The 14258-nt window shown below is 69.2% G+C and carries 13 protein-coding genes; 6 read left to right on the forward strand and 7 right to left on the reverse strand.

The annotated features are described in order from the left end of the window. Positions 1-119: 119 nt before the first annotated feature. Together NG1_RS00905 and NG1_RS00910 are read right to left on the reverse strand one after the other, a co-directional pair. Entirely contained in the window at positions 120-728 is a 609-nt protein-coding gene (locus tag NG1_RS00905; protein ID WP_062967206.1) for a hypothetical protein, read from the reverse strand. Between the two features lie 166 nt (positions 729-894). Continuing rightward, positions 895-1227 carry a hypothetical protein gene (locus NG1_RS00910; protein ID WP_062966968.1) on the reverse strand — a complete coding sequence of 111 codons (333 nt, stop codon included), beginning with the start codon at positions 1225-1227 and terminating at the stop codon, positions 895-897. Between the two features lie 624 nt (positions 1228-1851). Between NG1_RS00910 and NG1_RS00915 the strand changes: the two genes are divergently transcribed. From NG1_RS00915 to NG1_RS00930, 4 genes are read left to right on the forward strand one after another with little or no spacing between them, the layout of a single operon-like run. Then, positions 1852-2901 carry a helix-turn-helix domain-containing protein gene (locus tag NG1_RS00915; RefSeq protein ID WP_062966970.1) on the forward strand — a complete coding sequence of 350 codons (1050 nt, stop codon included), beginning with the start codon at positions 1852-1854 and terminating at the stop codon, positions 2899-2901. Next, entirely contained in the window at positions 2898-4337 is a 1440-nt protein-coding gene (locus NG1_RS00920) for a pyridoxal phosphate-dependent aminotransferase (RefSeq protein ID WP_062966972.1), read from the forward strand. The genes NG1_RS00915 and NG1_RS00920 overlap by 4 nt, the downstream gene beginning before the upstream one ends. Positions 4338-4345: 8 nt before the next feature. Further along, complete coding sequence (locus NG1_RS00925) at positions 4346-5329, forward strand: Rossmann-fold NAD(P)-binding domain-containing protein (RefSeq protein WP_281218018.1); 984 nt, start codon at positions 4346-4348, stop codon at positions 5327-5329. Between the two features lie 8 nt (positions 5330-5337). Next, positions 5338-6105, forward strand: a complete 768-nt coding sequence (locus NG1_RS00930) for an SDR family NAD(P)-dependent oxidoreductase (protein WP_062966976.1) — start codon at positions 5338-5340, stop codon at positions 6103-6105. A 1-nt stretch (position 6106) separates the two neighbouring features. Here the strand turns inward: NG1_RS00930 and NG1_RS00935 are convergent, their stop codons facing one another. Beyond that, on the reverse strand, positions 6107-6745 hold the full coding sequence (locus NG1_RS00935) for a methyltransferase domain-containing protein (protein WP_062966978.1): 639 nt from the start codon (positions 6743-6745) through the stop codon (positions 6107-6109). Between the two features lie 103 nt (positions 6746-6848). Between NG1_RS00935 and NG1_RS00940 the strand changes: the two genes are divergently transcribed. Continuing rightward, positions 6849-8261, forward strand: coding sequence for a hypothetical protein (locus tag NG1_RS00940; RefSeq protein WP_062966980.1), 1413 nt, complete (start codon positions 6849-6851; stop codon positions 8259-8261). Positions 8262-9093: 832 nt separating this feature from the next. Here the strand turns inward: NG1_RS00940 and NG1_RS00945 are convergent. Continuing rightward, entirely contained in the window at positions 9094-10110 is a 1017-nt protein-coding gene (locus NG1_RS00945) for a stage II sporulation protein M (RefSeq protein WP_062967208.1), read from the reverse strand. A 43-nt stretch (positions 10111-10153) separates the two neighbouring features. Between NG1_RS00945 and NG1_RS00950 the strand changes: the two genes are divergently transcribed. After that, on the forward strand, positions 10154-10954 hold the full coding sequence (locus NG1_RS00950) for an RDD family protein (RefSeq protein WP_062966982.1): 801 nt from the start codon (positions 10154-10156) through the stop codon (positions 10952-10954). Here NG1_RS00950 and add read toward each other — a convergent pair. From add to NG1_RS00965, 3 genes are read right to left on the reverse strand one after another with little or no spacing between them, the layout of a single operon-like run. Further along, positions 10933-11952, reverse strand: a complete 1020-nt coding sequence (add, locus tag NG1_RS00955; RefSeq protein WP_062966984.1) for an adenosine deaminase — start codon at positions 11950-11952, stop codon at positions 10933-10935. The two genes, NG1_RS00950 and add, sit on opposite strands and share 22 nt — an antisense overlap. A gap of 16 nt (positions 11953-11968) precedes the next feature. Further along, entirely contained in the window at positions 11969-13264 is a 1296-nt protein-coding gene (locus NG1_RS00960; RefSeq protein ID WP_062966986.1) for a DUF58 domain-containing protein, read from the reverse strand. A 3-nt stretch (positions 13265-13267) separates the two neighbouring features. Further along, positions 13268-14245 carry an AAA family ATPase gene (locus tag NG1_RS00965; RefSeq protein ID WP_062966988.1) on the reverse strand — a complete coding sequence of 326 codons (978 nt, stop codon included), beginning with the start codon at positions 14243-14245 and terminating at the stop codon, positions 13268-13270. Between the last annotated feature and the right edge of the window lie 13 nt (positions 14246-14258).

Consider the following 14258-nt stretch of genomic DNA (forward strand, 5'->3'; position numbering starts at 1 on the left):
AGCAGCTCCGGCACCCGTGGCGTCTCTTCCCGAAGGTGGGAACGGAACGACGGGTGGGACCTGCTCGATTGTGTGCGCGCAGTCGCCGATCGAATCGGGCGGTTGCCGGTCGGGCCCTGTTACTTCTGCGGCGAACTCAGCGACGGTTGATGCAGGTCGAAGTAGGCGACGTCACCCATGAGGGCGTTCTCCTCCTCGAACAGCGACCGCAGATCGTCCGGTATCTCGATCTTCTCGCGTTCGCGGGCTTCGGCTTCGGAGGTGAAGTACACCGTCTCGATGAATCCGTCGTCGCCGTAGGTCGCCAGCGTGCCGCCGAGAATCTCCGGGCGTACCTCGTGCAACCGATCGCCCGACTGGGCCAGTATCTCGCGCATCCGTCCGGCGTCCCGGGTATGACCCTCCATGACCTGCACGAATCCGGCGCGGTCGGAGCCACCACCCATCCACTGCGTGACTTCGGCGCAGTCCATGAAGGTGACCGGCCCGTCGAAGCACTGCTCGGTCTCCCGCCACCAGGCGCCCTGCTCCGGGCGCTCGCTGTTGCGGCGGGCGGCCTCCTCGGATTCGAATCGGGCGAGCGCGATGAAGGTGCCGTCGTCGCACAGTCCGCTGGTCGTGCCGAGATAGCCGACGGCTCCCGGCTTCAGTTCCTCGTTCCAGCGATCCATGCACCGATTCAGTCGGGCGGGGTCGGCGGCCTTGCCTTGAATGACTTGGATGAACATCGGTTCCTCCTCGAGCGGAGCGATCACTCCGCAGTGTCGCCGGGGCCGTCGCATCGTGGTCCACCGAGGGCGGGACACCGCACGGCCCGCGATCGCGGCCGGCGCACAGTCAATCGTTCGCCGCTCGGATGCCGCGCGCAAGTGCCGGATGCCGGGCCCCGCGCGGTCAGGCGGCGGGGAGGGGCGTGTGGGTGCGGCGGGATGCTTCGTTGTCGCGTTCGGTGATGCGGACGTACAGCCGGATCAGCACCTCGCGCAGGGTGACGCCGAGCTCAGCGGCGTGCAGGGCGGCCAGTTCCAGCGCGAGATCGCTGGTGAGCGTGCCGGGATCGCTGAGCATTTCGTCCAGCACCATCCCGGTGACCGCCTGATCGTGGGTCAGGACGACGGAGGGCAGCCAGCTGAGTTCCCACGCTGCGCCGGAGGACGAGGGAAGCAGCCGGGCGGTTTCCGGGCTGATGTCGCTGGTGATGATCGAATCGGTGATGTCGAGTGCCATGATTCGCTCTCATTCACGCTGTTTCGAGATGACGTCGACCCGCCGCTCGGCGGTTACCGTGTCCGAGCGCGATGGATTCGTCCGCCCTTCGGTCGTATCGGTGTCCGAATGCGTCGGGAGATCGGCGCGAGCGAGACGGCGGGGTGGTCTCACCTGGCCGCAGAGGATGCCGGGCCGCGCCATGACGAGGTATCCGCATCCGGCACCTCCTAGAGTTATCGGGCCACCGAGATCGGCAGGCCGGAAACCGTTGTGCCGAGACCGAATTGCGGTGACGTCGAGATCAAGGCTAGGTGCGGCCACATCTTGCTGTCAACGAAGCTTTAGCGCTTTGTGATGATAGTAGATAAGCTTCAATGACTTTAGATAGTCACTTAGCCCAATACGCATCTGGAATCCGGGCAAATTTTGGTTTCTGCTGCGGGGTAAAGCTGGTGCGGTACGTTCCTGGGCTCATGTGGCAGCCCCCTTTCGCGGGGGAGTCGGATGCGGCTGGATCTCTGCTCTACAACGAAATTCGGCGAGCGCGATTCGTCGGATGCCTGATGCCACTCGATGATTAGAATGATGCATCGTGACATGCCGTGAGCATGCGTATGCAAGGTGCAGGATGGGAGGCACGGGATGGCTGGCTCCGGCTCGGATGAGCAGGTCGGCGATCTGGTCCGCAGGCTACGACTGGAACGCGGCTACACGCAGGCGGCGCTCGCCACCCGAGCGGGCTGTTCCCGCAGTCTGATTCAGCAGATCGAGAACGGCAGCCGGATTCCGCCGCTCGCGCTGCGGGAACGCCTGAGCCTCGCCCTCGGCGCGGAACTGCCGACCGACGGCAGCGCCGATCCCGCGACCGATCCGACCAGCAGCAACTACTACGACCTGCGGATGCGATTCAACGTCCTGCTCGGCAAGGACCCCGAATTGGTGTCGCGCGCACTGGGTATCGCGCAGAGCCTGATCGACGCATCCGGCGCGCGAGCGGAAATCGAACCGCTGCGCCTGGTCGCCGACCGGCAGTTGGAACGCGCCGAGGAGATCCTCGCGCAGATTCCCTCGCGCAGCGCCACGGTATGGGAATGGAACACCGTCACCGACTGGCTGACGATCCTGGAACAGGCCACCACGTCGGTGCGCGCGATCCACACCGCCGACCTGGGCACGATCGGCGGCGACGTCGGCGACGACTATCACGCGGCGATCCTGCGCCTGGCCGACAAGGCCCATCCGCCGAAGATCGATGTGCGGCGGATGTACGTGCTCGACGACATCTCGGACGTCTGGCCCTATGACGACAAACTGTGGAAGCAGGCGCGCTCGGGCGTGGAGAGCGTGCTGGTCAAGCGCGAGTACGCCCGCAACGCGCAGAGCATGCTCGTGGTCGACGACCGCTACGTCGCGGTGGGCGAGTACGACTACTCGCGCCAGGCCCGGGTGGCGACGCGCTTCTCCGCGCTGAAGCACGACGTCGCGTTCGCGGTCCGGCGGTTCGAGAAACTCTACGACCTCCGGCGCGCCGGTTCGGCCATCGTGGTCGACCAGATCGTCGCGCAACCGCCACTGGCGGAATTCGAACGACTCGCCGAGGGCAACTGCCGCAGCCTGTTCCGCGCCGCGCTCCAGGAGAAATGGAACACCATGCCCGCACCGGGAGACTCTTCAGAAGGCGAGGTTCCGTGACTCAGAGCCACGTGCTCACCGATCCGCTCGCCGACCTGGCGATGCTGACCAATCGCTCCGAGGCCAGGAAACGGCTAGTGCGCGGGCACGTTTCGCGGGACGCCTGGTTCGCGGGGACCGGCGGCCTGCGCCACTCGGGCGTCATCGACGCCTACCACGGCGAGACCGGCCGCGCCCCCGACGCGCACGCCGTCGCGGCGCTGGATCGGGCGTGGCGAGAGAGCCTGCACATCGCGCCCGCCGCGGAGTATCTCGACGGCAGGCTCTACGACAAGCGGCAGCCGTTGATCCTGCGGGAGCTGGCGGCCCGCAGGTTGTTCGGGCGCCTGTCACATCCGGTGGAAGGGGTCCCCGGCGTCCGGGTGCGCGCGGAAGAGGTGATCGTCTGCCCGTACTCGAGCACGATGCTGCTCGAGGAGGCCGTCGCGAGCCTGGCCAGGCCCGGCGGGGTGATCGTGTGCCCGGAGGGCTTCTACAAGAGCTCCAGCATCCACGTGGAGAAATTCGGCTTGCGGATCGTGTCGTGCCCGGTGGCCCCGGACGACGGGTTCAAGATCGACCCCGTCCGGCTGGCCCGCTGCCTCGACGGGCTGCGGGCGACGGGCGAGCTGTGCGGGGTGCTGCTCACGCTGCCGGGCAACCCGGTCGTCGCCGACTACACGGCCGTCGAGCTGGCGGAGATCGGACGGGTGCTGCTCGACTGTGGCGTCCCCGTCATCTGCGACATGGCCTTCGACCTGCTGGTGGCCTCGCACATCCCGGTCGCCGCGCTGCACGTGCCGACCGAGCAGGGCGTTCGGCGGCTCTACGACGTGGTGCTGACCATCACGGGCAACTCCAAGGGCTACAACGCCTTCGGCCCCTGCAAGATGGGTGCGGCATGCACGGGCGACAGCGCCTGGCTGGAGCGGATCCGGGAACGGCTCACCATCTCGTTCCAGCGCGAGACCACCCACCTGGCTCGCGCGATCCTCGAGCACACCTCCGAGGACTACTTCGCCCGCAACCACGCGCTGATGCGCGCGCAGATCGAGCGGGCGTGCGGCCACATCGCCGCGATCAACACGCGGCTCGGAGCGGAGATCCTGCGACCGCTGGGCAATCCGGAAGGAATGTTCGTCTCGGTGGTGTTCGATCGCGCGCTCCTCGACGCTGCGGGTGTACACACGAGTGCGCAGGTGGAAGACCTGCTGCTCGCCGTGGCCGGCGTCGACAGCGTCGCGCTCGACCGCACCGGCTCGCTACGACCCGGCGTCCGGTTGAACGTTCTCGCTCCCCGCAAAGCGCCACGACACGAATCGCCCGCTTTGCTCGATGAACTCTTCGACCGGCTGGAGCAATTGATCCGCGATATCGCCGGCGGGCTCACCTATCGCGCCGCGCTCGCCGATCGCGGCCTGACCGCCTTGGTAGCGGAGCCCGGAGCCGCGCGGTGATCGTCGGGGTGCTTCGCGAGACCGCGCGACGGGAGACTCGTGTGGCGCTCACACCCGACGCGGTCCGCACGCTTTCGACGGCGGGACTTCGAGTGCTCGTGGAGGAAGGCGCGGGGCGAGGTGCGGGTTTCGCCGACGCGGCCTACCGGGCGGCCGGGGCGGACGTCGTCGGGGATCGCGCGGCGGTGTTCGAGCGCGCGGGCATCGTCGTCTGGGTGAAACCGCCCGCGTTCGACCTGGATTCGATGCCGTTGCGCGCGGGGACCACGCTGGTCGGCTTCCAGGATCCGCACTACCGTCGCGGCGAGATCGATCGGTTGCGTGGCCTCGGCATCGAATCGGTCGCCTTCGACCAGGTGCCGCGCGACGACTCGACCGCCGAGATCGATGCGCTGTCCGGGATGAGCCGGATCGCGGGTGCAGAGGGTTACGCCGAGGGCAGGCGGCTGCTCGCCCCCGCGCGGCTCACCCGTCCGGTCCGTGGCCTGGTGCTGGGGTGCGGGGCGGCCGGGCTCGCCGCGATCGCGGCCGCGCGCACGTTCGGCGACGAGAAGCCGACAGCGGTCGGTAACCGCCTCGCACAGCGGGCGGCCGCGTCGGCGGCGGGCGCCGGGCAGTTCGTGCCGAACCGGGACGACAACGCGGCGCTGCTGGAATCGCTCGCCGCCGCGCCGCCCGACCTCGTCGTCTGCACCGCCGTGCACCGCGGATCCCCGGCGCCCCGCCTGCTCGGGCAGGCGGAGTTGGACCTGCTCGGCCCGGGGACCGTGATCGTGGATCTCGTGGCCAAGGCGGGCGGCAATTGCGTCGCGACCGTTGCCGACCGGACGGTCACCCTGCCCAACGGCGTCGTCGTCACGCATCGCTCCAACTACCCGGCGAGCCGTCCGGCGGCGGCCAGTCGTGCGTACGCCGCGGCGACGGCCGCCATGGTGCTGCGGATCGCCGGAGAGCGCGGAAGTGCCTTGACGGTCGATGAGAACGTGTTCTAATTTTTGGCATGCGCAGATTTGACGGCCGCCGCGTGGTGGTGACGGGAGCGGGATCCGGCATCGGTCAGGGCATCGCCCTGCGACTGCTGGACGAAGGGGCGCAGCTGGTCGCCGCCGACATCGATGCGGCGGGCTTGGCCACCACCGCGGACAAGGTGGGCGACGGCGCCGAGCGACTGCGAACGGTCGAGGTCGACACCGCCGATCCGGCGTCGGTGCGCACCGCCGTCGAAACGGCGCTCGAGTTCCTCGGCGGACTCGACGTGCTGGTCAACGCGGCGGGCATCCTTCGCCCCGCGCGCACCCATGAGATGCCGCTCGAGGTGTGGAACCAGGTGATCGGGGTGAATCTCACCGGCACCTTCCTGATGACCCAGGCCGCGCTGCCCGCTCTGCTGGACACCGGACGCGGCGTGGTGGTCAACATCTCCTCCACCGCGGCGTTCAGCGCGGCGCCCTACCTGGCCTCCTACGCGGCGTCCAAGGGCGGTGTGAACGCTTTCACGCACGCCATCGCCTTGGAGTACGCCAAACAGGGCTTGCGCGCGGTGAACATCGTTCCGGCCGGCATCACCAGCGGTATCACGACGAAGTCCATCCTGGCCCAGCCCGAGGGTTTCGACCCGCAGTTGTTCTCCCGGATGACCGGGTGGCTCAATGGCGGCGCGCTCGGCTCTCCGGAGGACATCGCCGGGGTGGTCGCCATGGTCGCCTCCGATGACGGGCGGTACATGACCGGCACCGAGATCCGGGTCGACGGCGGCGCGCTGATGTGAGTCAGCGGGGCGTCGCCACCAGAAGGTGGTGCGGAATCGGCGTATTCGCGAGCCGTCGATGCTCGACCTGGCAGCCCGCCTGTTCCAGTGCCGCGATCACCTCCGGCACCGGGCGCAGGGTGAAGCCGTACGGGGTGAACGGCAGCTTCGCCATCGCGTCCGGATCTCCGATGCCGACCACCAGACGGCCACCCGGCCGGACCACGCGCGCGAGTTCGGCGCAGGCCGCTCGCAGGTCCGGCACGAAGTAGACGGTGTTGACGGTGATCGCGGCATCGAGACTGTCGTCAGGCAAGGGCAGCGCGGTGAGCGAACCCTCGAGCAGCCGCAGGCGCCCGGACTCGATGTCGCTTCCGTGACCGGAGCGGGCACGTGCCAGCATGTCCGCGGAGATCTCGACGCCGTGCACCACACCGTCCGCGCCGACCCGATCGAGCAGCAGCGAAAGCCCTGCGCCGCCGCCGAATCCGACGTCGGCCGCCGTGCCGCCGGGCGCGACGGACGCCGCCTCCACCGCACCGGCGATGGCGGCCTTGTTGCCTCGATTGAGCACGAAGGCGATCCCTTTGCCGAGTACGCCGTGGGGATTTCCGAGCTGACCGGCGAGACTGGACAACAAGCGGGCCCGAACGGAGTTCATGGGCGCCATCGTATCGGCCCGCCCGTACCGGACGGTGCGGCGAATGTCCGAATACTGTTCCGTTGGTATCCGTTCGACTACCGCGTTGTGAAGGACGACCTCGATGCGCCGACCGATGATCGTTCTCGCCGCCTGCGCGCTGGCTCTCCTGCCCGGTCAGCCCGCCTCGGCCGCCGCGCCATGGGGGCCGCTCGCGCCGCCGAACCCGTTCCTCGGTCCGCCCGGCGCCGCGACCATGCACGGCGACGCGGGGTCCTCGGACGTGACGGCGCTCGCCGGACCCGCCGCCGCGGGCGCGGTCGCGGCCTATCCACTGGCCTCCGCGTGCCCGACGCTGCTGGAAGGATCGGACCGCCTCGTGGTCGCCCTGTGCACCGCGATCGCGGGACAGACCCCGACGGTGTACCTGCTCGATCCCGCGGCGCCGGGCCCGCTGGCTGCTTCGCTCGCCGCACTGCCGTTGACCAGGGGAAGCCTGCTCGGCGGCGTGTACGCCTACCTCGACCAGGTCGACCGCTTGGTGGTCGTGGACGGCACCGACCGGCTGCTGCGCATCCGGCACGAGCGCGACGCGACGGGGACGTGGCGGCTGGTCAGCGAAGCCTTCGCCGATCTCGGTCCGGTGCTCCCGCCCGGAGACGCGGTGACCGGACTCGTGCCGGACTGGTCGGGCAATGTGTGGTTCGCGTCCGGTCAGGGCGTGGCCGGGTTCGTCACGGCTGGCGGGCAGGTCGCGGCGCTCATACTGCCCGCGGGAGAGCGCGTGGCCAACAGCATCTCGTCGGCGCCGAGCGGGCAGGTGGCGGTGGCCACGACGCACGCGCTGTACGAACTGCGCGCCGCCGCGTCCGGCGTTCCTGAGATCGTGTGGCGCGCGCCCTACGACCGGGGATCGGCGCGCAAGCCGGGACAGCTCAGTTGGGGCACCGGCTCTACCCCCACCTATTTCGGGCCGCGCACCGGTGCGGACTACCTGACCATCGTCGACAACGCCGACGGCCAGGTGCACGTCCTGGTATTGCGTTCGGGGACCGGCGAACTGGTATGCGCGGCGCCGGTGCTCGGTGAAGGCGGCCCGGGCAGCGAGAATTCGCCGGTCGGGGTCGGCCGCTCCGTCTTCGTGGCGAGCACATACGGATACCCCTACCCGGCGCTGCCGGAGGGTGCCGGACCGGCGGTGCCCCCGAGCGCGCCGTTCACCGGTGGCATGACGCGCGTCGATGTGGACGGCGACGGATGCCGCGTGGTGTGGGAGAACACGGTGCGCAGCGCGGCCGTACCGCGCCTGTCCACCGCCGACGGCCTGCTGTACACGGTCGCCCGCGTCGGCGCGGACCACACCACGCCCCTCGACGGGTACGCGTTCACCGTGCTCGACCCGGAAACCGGTGCGGTCACCGCCGCACAGCACCTTCCCGGCACCGTCGTCGACGATCCTCTCCAAACCGCGCCGCTGATCACGCAGGACGGCCACCTGCTCCAAGGAACGGTCATCGGGATCCTGCGCGTCGGCTGAGCCCAGTCGAGCCATTTCCGCCTCTGACCGGGGCGCACCGTTCCGTCCCCGCATCGACGAACTCGGTGTGCTTCCGGCCGCGCACAAGGGGATCGCCTCGGCGAGGGAACGAGAATCGGTCGAGCGCTGGACTGTGACGTGCGTCTCTCGAACTCGGCTGTGGTGGCATCGATTTCGCGCGGTTCCAGCCCTCGTTACGGCAGGTGAGGCGAAGATCACATAACCCGTTACGGTTGCGGCCGAGGTGCTGACTCGGGCAACTGAGTGGGGTCGGCGACCGCTCTTTCCGCACCCGGTTAATCCGGAGCCTGTCGGGGAACTGGCCGGTCTTCCCTCTGCGCCACTATGTCCTTGCCCGGTTTATTACCGCGTAAACAAACCTGTGGTCTCTTTCTTTCGTGTGCTGATCAGCAACCGGCAATTCTTGCAAATGAATGTGCAGGTGGGAGCCCATGTCAGCAACCATGGAGAGGTCTATCTTCCGCCCCGGCTAACGCCTCGGAGGAGTGCCCGAGCTATTGCGGAGGCGATTCCCATCGAGTGTTTCGGGAGTGTCACCGAGGCGGTGCCGGGCCGTCGAAACAGTGATCGCGCGTGTCGCATGCGGTTAGCTGGCGGGGGGTGAAAGTGCGCGGCCACCAGGGTTTGCTAGGGCGCTGCTTTATACGCTTGACCTCGACGGGGAGGGTTGCGTAGGGATAACGATTGTGTAGAGTTGACGGTAACGCTGGCCGCAGCTCGAGCCGGACTCGCTGCGGCCAGCGGAACTCAAATGGGGGACTTCCGAACCGATCTCACACCGCGTAGCTGCCGATTGTCCCAGCTGCGTCGCTCAGGGTGTGCTGAATGTTGTCTGCGTCACAGCGGACGGCTGATCGCTGGACGCCTCGGAATCCGAGCTCGCCTGCTCCGTGACCGCGCGGCGACCCACCCCGAACACGTACACCAGGAACAACGCCTCGGCGGTGAAGCCGATCGCGAGGCGAATCGGCGTTGGCAGCGGGCTCGGTGTCACGAATCCTTCGATGAAGCCGCACACCAGCAACACTCCCACCAGGCCGAGCGCGACGGTTGCGGTCGCCCGTCCCTGCCTGGCCACCGCCTCCACGCGGCTGAGCCGTCCCGGATCGATCAGCGTCCAACCGAGTTTCAGGCCCACGCCGCCCGCGACGAACACCGCGGTGAGCTCCAGCGTGCCGTGCGGAAGGATGAACCCGAAGAACGAGTCCAGCCGCCCCGCGTCGGCCATCAGCCCGGCGCTGACGCCCAGATTGAGCGCGTTCATGAACAACAGATAGACCGCGGGCAGGATCAGTACGCCGGTGAACAAGGCGATGGCGGTCACCCACGCGTTGTTTGTCCACACCTGTGCGGCGAAGGCGCCCTGCGGATGCTCCGAGTAGTACGTCTCGAACGCGCCGCCCGGTGCGGTGAGACTTCCGGTGTCCGCCGGGATTCCGAGTACTTCGCGCGCCGACTCGAATCGGTCCACCCAGACGGCCGAGCCGGCCGATACGCACAAGAACACCGCGGCCACGCCGACCCACCACGGCCAGGACCGGTAGAGCGCCGCGGGGAAGCGGTGGCCGAAGAACCGGCCGATCTCCTGCCAGGTGTCGGCTCGGGTCCCGAGTACCCGGCCGCGCGCACGCGCCAGCAGTGCGCTCAGCCCGGCGATCAGCTCCGGGTCGGGGCTGTGCGACTGCAACCGGGCCAGCTGCTGGGAGGTGCGGCGGTAGAGCGTGACGAGTTCGTCCGCCTCCGCGCCGGTCAGCTTGCTCCGTTTGGACAAGTAGTCGAGCCGGTCCCACGCCCTGCGGTGCGCCAGGCTGTATGCGTCCACGTCCATTCGGTTGCCTCCCACTCCCGCCGGTCGCAAGAATGCTATCGACATGGCTGAGTTCACCACCGGCGAAGCAGTGGCCCTGGAGCTGCCGATCGCCCGGATCCCCACCAGGGCGAGCGCGTTCCTGATCGACGTGCTGGCCCAGTGCACGCTCGCTTTCGCGCTGCTGTTCGCGATCGTCACGCTGCTGCTGCCCGCCGGCGTCGACTCGGCCTGGCTGGACGTGGTGATGCTGGTCACCATCGTGACCGTGCTGGTCGGGTATCCGGTGGCCTGCGAGACCGCTTGGCGGGGGCGGACACTGGGCAAACTGATGCTCGGGCTGCGCGTGGTGCGCGCCGACGGCGGGCCGATCGACTTCCGGCACGCGCTCACCCGCGGTCTGGCGGGCGCGATCGTCGATTTCTGGATGCTCGGCGGGTTCGGCGCCATCGCGGTACTCACCTCGATGTGCTCGCCGCACGCGCGGCGGATCGGTGACGTGCTCGCTGGCACCGTGGTCGTGCACGCGCAGCGCCCGCTGCCACCGCCCGCGCTCGCGATCGCGCCGCCGTGGCTGACCGGCTGGAGCGCGCAGCTCGATCTGTCCGGACTGCCGGAGGAACTCGCCTTGGCGGTGCGGCAGTACCTGACGCGGTTGCGCACCCTGACGCCCGCGGCGCGGCACCAGCTGGGCACGGCGCTCGTGGGTGAGGTGTGCGGGCGGCTGCGCGTCGCCCCGCCTGCCGGTTACCCGCCGCCGCAGATCCTGGGGGCGGTCATCGCCGAACGACAGCGCCGGGTGCTGCCAGCGCCGATGTACCCGATGTTCCCGCCGCGCATGGGTCAGCCGTTCGCCGCGACGTAGTCGTCCACCTCGCGAAGGAACGCGTCCTGCCGGGCGGGCGTCAGCCAGGAAGCGCGGAACGAATTCCTGGCCAGCTCGGCCAGCCGATCGATGCCGAGGCCGCCGTGCTCGGCGAGGGCGAGGTAGTTGTCGGCCACGTACGCCCCGAAGTAGGCGGGGTCGTCGCTGTTGACCGTCACCGTCAGCCCGCGATCGAGCAGGCCGACGATCTGGGCGGACTTCATCTCGGCGGTGACGAAGGAGTTCGACACCGGGCAGCAGGTGAGCGCGATTCCCTTGGCCGCGGCCAATTCGACCAGTCGGTCGTCCTCGACGATGTTCGTGCCGTGGTCGAGGCGGTCCACGGCGATGTCCTCCAGCGCCTGGCGGATGTGCTCGACCGAATCCGGCTGGTCGATGTCGCAGTGCATGGTCAGCAGGAAGCCTTCGGCGCGGGCGCGCTCGAAGACGGCGGCGAACTTGCTCGGCGGATTGCCGCGCTCGTCGGAATCCAGCCCGACCCCGAGAATCCAGCTCTTGTACGGCAGCGCCTCCAAAAGCGTCGCCATCGCGTACTCCGCGGAGTGATCGCGCAAGAAGCACAGGATCAGCTCGGCGGATATCCCCAGTTCCCGCCGCGCTCGCGCGATCGCCGACCGGTATCCGCTGATCACCGTGGGAAACGGGATCCCGCGCCCGGTGTGCGCCTGCGGATCGAAGAACAGCTCGGCATGGCGCACGCCTTGCGCGTGCGCCCGGCGCAGATAGTCGAATGCGAGGTCGTGAAAGTCTTCCGGGCGCTGGAGAACCCGCATCGCGGGGTAGTAGACCCGGAGGAACGACGTCAGGTCGTGGAAGCGATAGGTCTGCTTCACCTCGTCTACGGTCTTCTCCGGCAGCTCGATGCCGTTTCGCCGGGCGAGGCGGAACTTCAGCTCCGGCTCCAGCGTCCCTTCCAGATGCAGGTGCAGCTCCGCTTTCGGCAGTCCACGGACGAAGGCGGCGAGATCTGAGGCCATGGGGCCATGATCCTCCTCAGAGTGCGCCGGATTGCTTCAGTTCCAGGTATTCGTCGGCCAAGGCCTCCGGCAGTCGTTCCGGTGACGCGGCGACGACCGCGATACCGGTGCGGCGCAGCGATTCCTGGACCAGCGCGCGTTCGGCGAGGACGGATTCGGCCGCGGCCGCGGCGTAGAGGTCGGCCAGGTTGTCGCGGCGGGTGGCGGCCGCGGCGACATCGGGATCGGTCACCGAGACGATGAGCACACGGTGCCGCTGCGCCAGCACCGGCAGCACGGGCAACAGGTTCTCCTCGACCGCGGCGCCGTCGAGGCTGGTGAACCAGACGACCAGGCTGCGTCGGCGGGTGCGCTGGATGGCCGCCCGCACCAGCCCGGCGCTGTCGGTATCGACGAGCGCGGGGGTGATGCCCGCCATCGCGTGCATCAGCTTCAGTTGCAGACCTTTCCCGCCGACGCCCCGGACTTCGGCGCGGGCTCGCCGGTCGAAGGCGAGCAGGTCGACCGTGTCTCCCGCCGCCGCGGCCAGGCCACCGAGCAGCAGGGCCGCCTCGATGCTCGCGTCCAAGCGGGTGCCGTCGCCCACCCGGCCCGCGCTGACCCGGCCGGTGTCCAGCAGCATCAGCATGTGCCGGTTGCGCTCCGGACGCCAGGTGCGGACCAGGACGTCGGTGGCGCGGGCGGTGGCGCGCCAGTCGATGGCGCGCACGTCGTCCCCGGCGACGTACTCGCGGAAGGAGTCGAATTCGGTGCCCTGCCCGCGCAGGTTGGCCACATTGCGGCCTTCCAGGTGCTGCAACCGCTTGACCTTCGAGCGCAACAGCCGTTCGGCGCGGAACGCGGGCAGCGCGCGTACCCGGGCGGGCACGTCGTGCCTCGTCTGCCTGCCCGCCAGCCCGAGCGGGCCGAGCAGGCGCACGGTGACCTGGCCGGCGACCCGATCGCCGCGATAGGTGGGCGTGAGCGCGGTGCGGAAGCGGACTTTGGTACCCGGCGCGAGATCCAGTTCGTGCGTGCGGTTTCCGGCGCGTGCGCTGCCGGGCCAGTCGTCCCACACGGTGCCGCGCAGCGTGCGGGCTCCGGTGTTGACCGCGACGAGCTCCACCTCGACGGAGCGCCCGAGTCGCACCGTGGTGCGTGCCTCGCGAGACAGCGCCAGGTCGCGCGCCCGTCCCACCGCGCCGAGATCGATGAGCAACCCGGCCGCCAGGGCGCAGGTCACCACGACCACGCCGGGCACCGACGGCAGGACCAGGGTGACGAACAGGGCCGCCACGCCTGCCGCGGCGGCCAGCCGACCGGTGACGACCATGCGCTACACCGGAACCGGAACCGACAGCAGCAGCGACGACAGCACACCCTCGGTGGTCACGCCGTCCAGTTCGGCCTCCGGACGCAATTGCAGGCGGTGGCGCAGCACGGCGACGGCGACGGCTTTCACATCGTCGGGTGTGACGAACCCGCGACCGGTGAGCCAGGCGAACGCGCGCGAGGCCGCCATCAGCGCGGTCGCGCCGCGGGTCGAGGCCCCGTGCTGCACGGCGGGTGAAGTGCGGGTGGCCCGGCACACGTCGACGGTGTAGGCGAGCACCTCGGGGCTGATCGTCGTCTGCGCGATCGCGGCGCGGGCGGCGGTGATGTGTTCGGGGCCCGCGACGGGACGCAAGCCCGCGGCGGTCAGGTCGCGCGGATCGAAGCCGGCGGCGTGGCGTTGCAGGATGCGGAACTCGTCGTCGCGGCCGGGCAGGTGGATGTCCACCTTGAACAGGAACCGGTCCAGTTGCGCCTCCGGCAGCGGGTAGGTGCCCTCCTGCTCGATCGGGTTCTGGGTGGCGACGACGACGAACGGATCGGGCAGCGGCTGCGGCTTCCCGTCCACCGAGACCTGCCGTTCCTCCATCGATTCCAGCAGCGACGACTGGGTTTTCGGCGGCGTGCGGTTGATCTCGTCGGCGAGCAGCAGGTTGGTGAACACCGGACCGTGCCGGAAGGTGAACTCCGCGGAGTGCGGATCGTAGATCTGCGAGCCGGTGACGTCGCCGGGCATCAGGTCGGGGGTGAACTGCACCCGCGCGTGGTCCAGGTCCAGCGCCGTGGCCAGCGCCCGCACCAGCAGCGTCTTGGCCACGCCCGGAACACCTTCGAGCAGCACGTGGCCGCGGCACAGCAGCGCGAGCACCAGGTACATGACCGCGCTGTCGTTGCCGACCACCGCTTTGCCGATCTCGGCGCGCAGGGCGTGGAACGCGGCGCCCGCTTGCTCGGCCGTCGGGGTGGTCTCGGTGCTGGTCATTCGATCTCCTGTG

Source organism: Nocardia gamkensis NBRC 108242 (genome assembly GCF_001612985.1).
Classification (GTDB): Bacteria; Actinomycetota; Actinomycetes; order Mycobacteriales; family Mycobacteriaceae; genus Nocardia; species Nocardia gamkensis.

What these genes read in the sequence shown, in the direction of transcription:
- NG1_RS00905 (WP_062967206.1), bottom strand. Translation starts at nt 728, where the DNA reads ATGTTCATCCAAGTCATTCAAGGCAAGGCCGCCGACCCCGCCCGACTG.
- NG1_RS00910 (WP_062966968.1), bottom strand. Translation starts at nt 1,227, where the DNA reads ATGGCACTCGACATCACCGATTCGATCATCACCAGCGACATCAGCCCG.
- NG1_RS00915 (WP_062966970.1), top strand. Translation starts at nt 1,852, where the DNA reads ATGGCTGGCTCCGGCTCGGATGAGCAGGTCGGCGATCTGGTCCGCAGG.
- NG1_RS00930 (WP_062966976.1), top strand. Translation starts at nt 5,338, where the DNA reads ATGCGCAGATTTGACGGCCGCCGCGTGGTGGTGACGGGAGCGGGATCC.
- NG1_RS00935 (WP_062966978.1), bottom strand. Translation starts at nt 6,745, where the DNA reads ATGAACTCCGTTCGGGCCCGCTTGTTGTCCAGTCTCGCCGGTCAGCTC.
- NG1_RS00940 (WP_062966980.1), top strand. Translation starts at nt 6,849, where the DNA reads ATGCGCCGACCGATGATCGTTCTCGCCGCCTGCGCGCTGGCTCTCCTG.
- NG1_RS00945 (WP_062967208.1), bottom strand. Translation starts at nt 10,110, where the DNA reads ATGGACGTGGACGCATACAGCCTGGCGCACCGCAGGGCGTGGGACCGG.
- NG1_RS00950 (WP_062966982.1), top strand. Translation starts at nt 10,154, where the DNA reads ATGGCTGAGTTCACCACCGGCGAAGCAGTGGCCCTGGAGCTGCCGATC.
- add (WP_062966984.1), bottom strand. Translation starts at nt 11,952, where the DNA reads ATGGCCTCAGATCTCGCCGCCTTCGTCCGTGGACTGCCGAAAGCGGAG.
- NG1_RS00960 (WP_062966986.1), bottom strand. Translation starts at nt 13,264, where the DNA reads ATGGTCGTCACCGGTCGGCTGGCCGCCGCGGCAGGCGTGGCGGCCCTG.
- NG1_RS00965 (WP_062966988.1), bottom strand. Translation starts at nt 14,245, where the DNA reads ATGACCAGCACCGAGACCACCCCGACGGCCGAGCAAGCGGGCGCCGCG.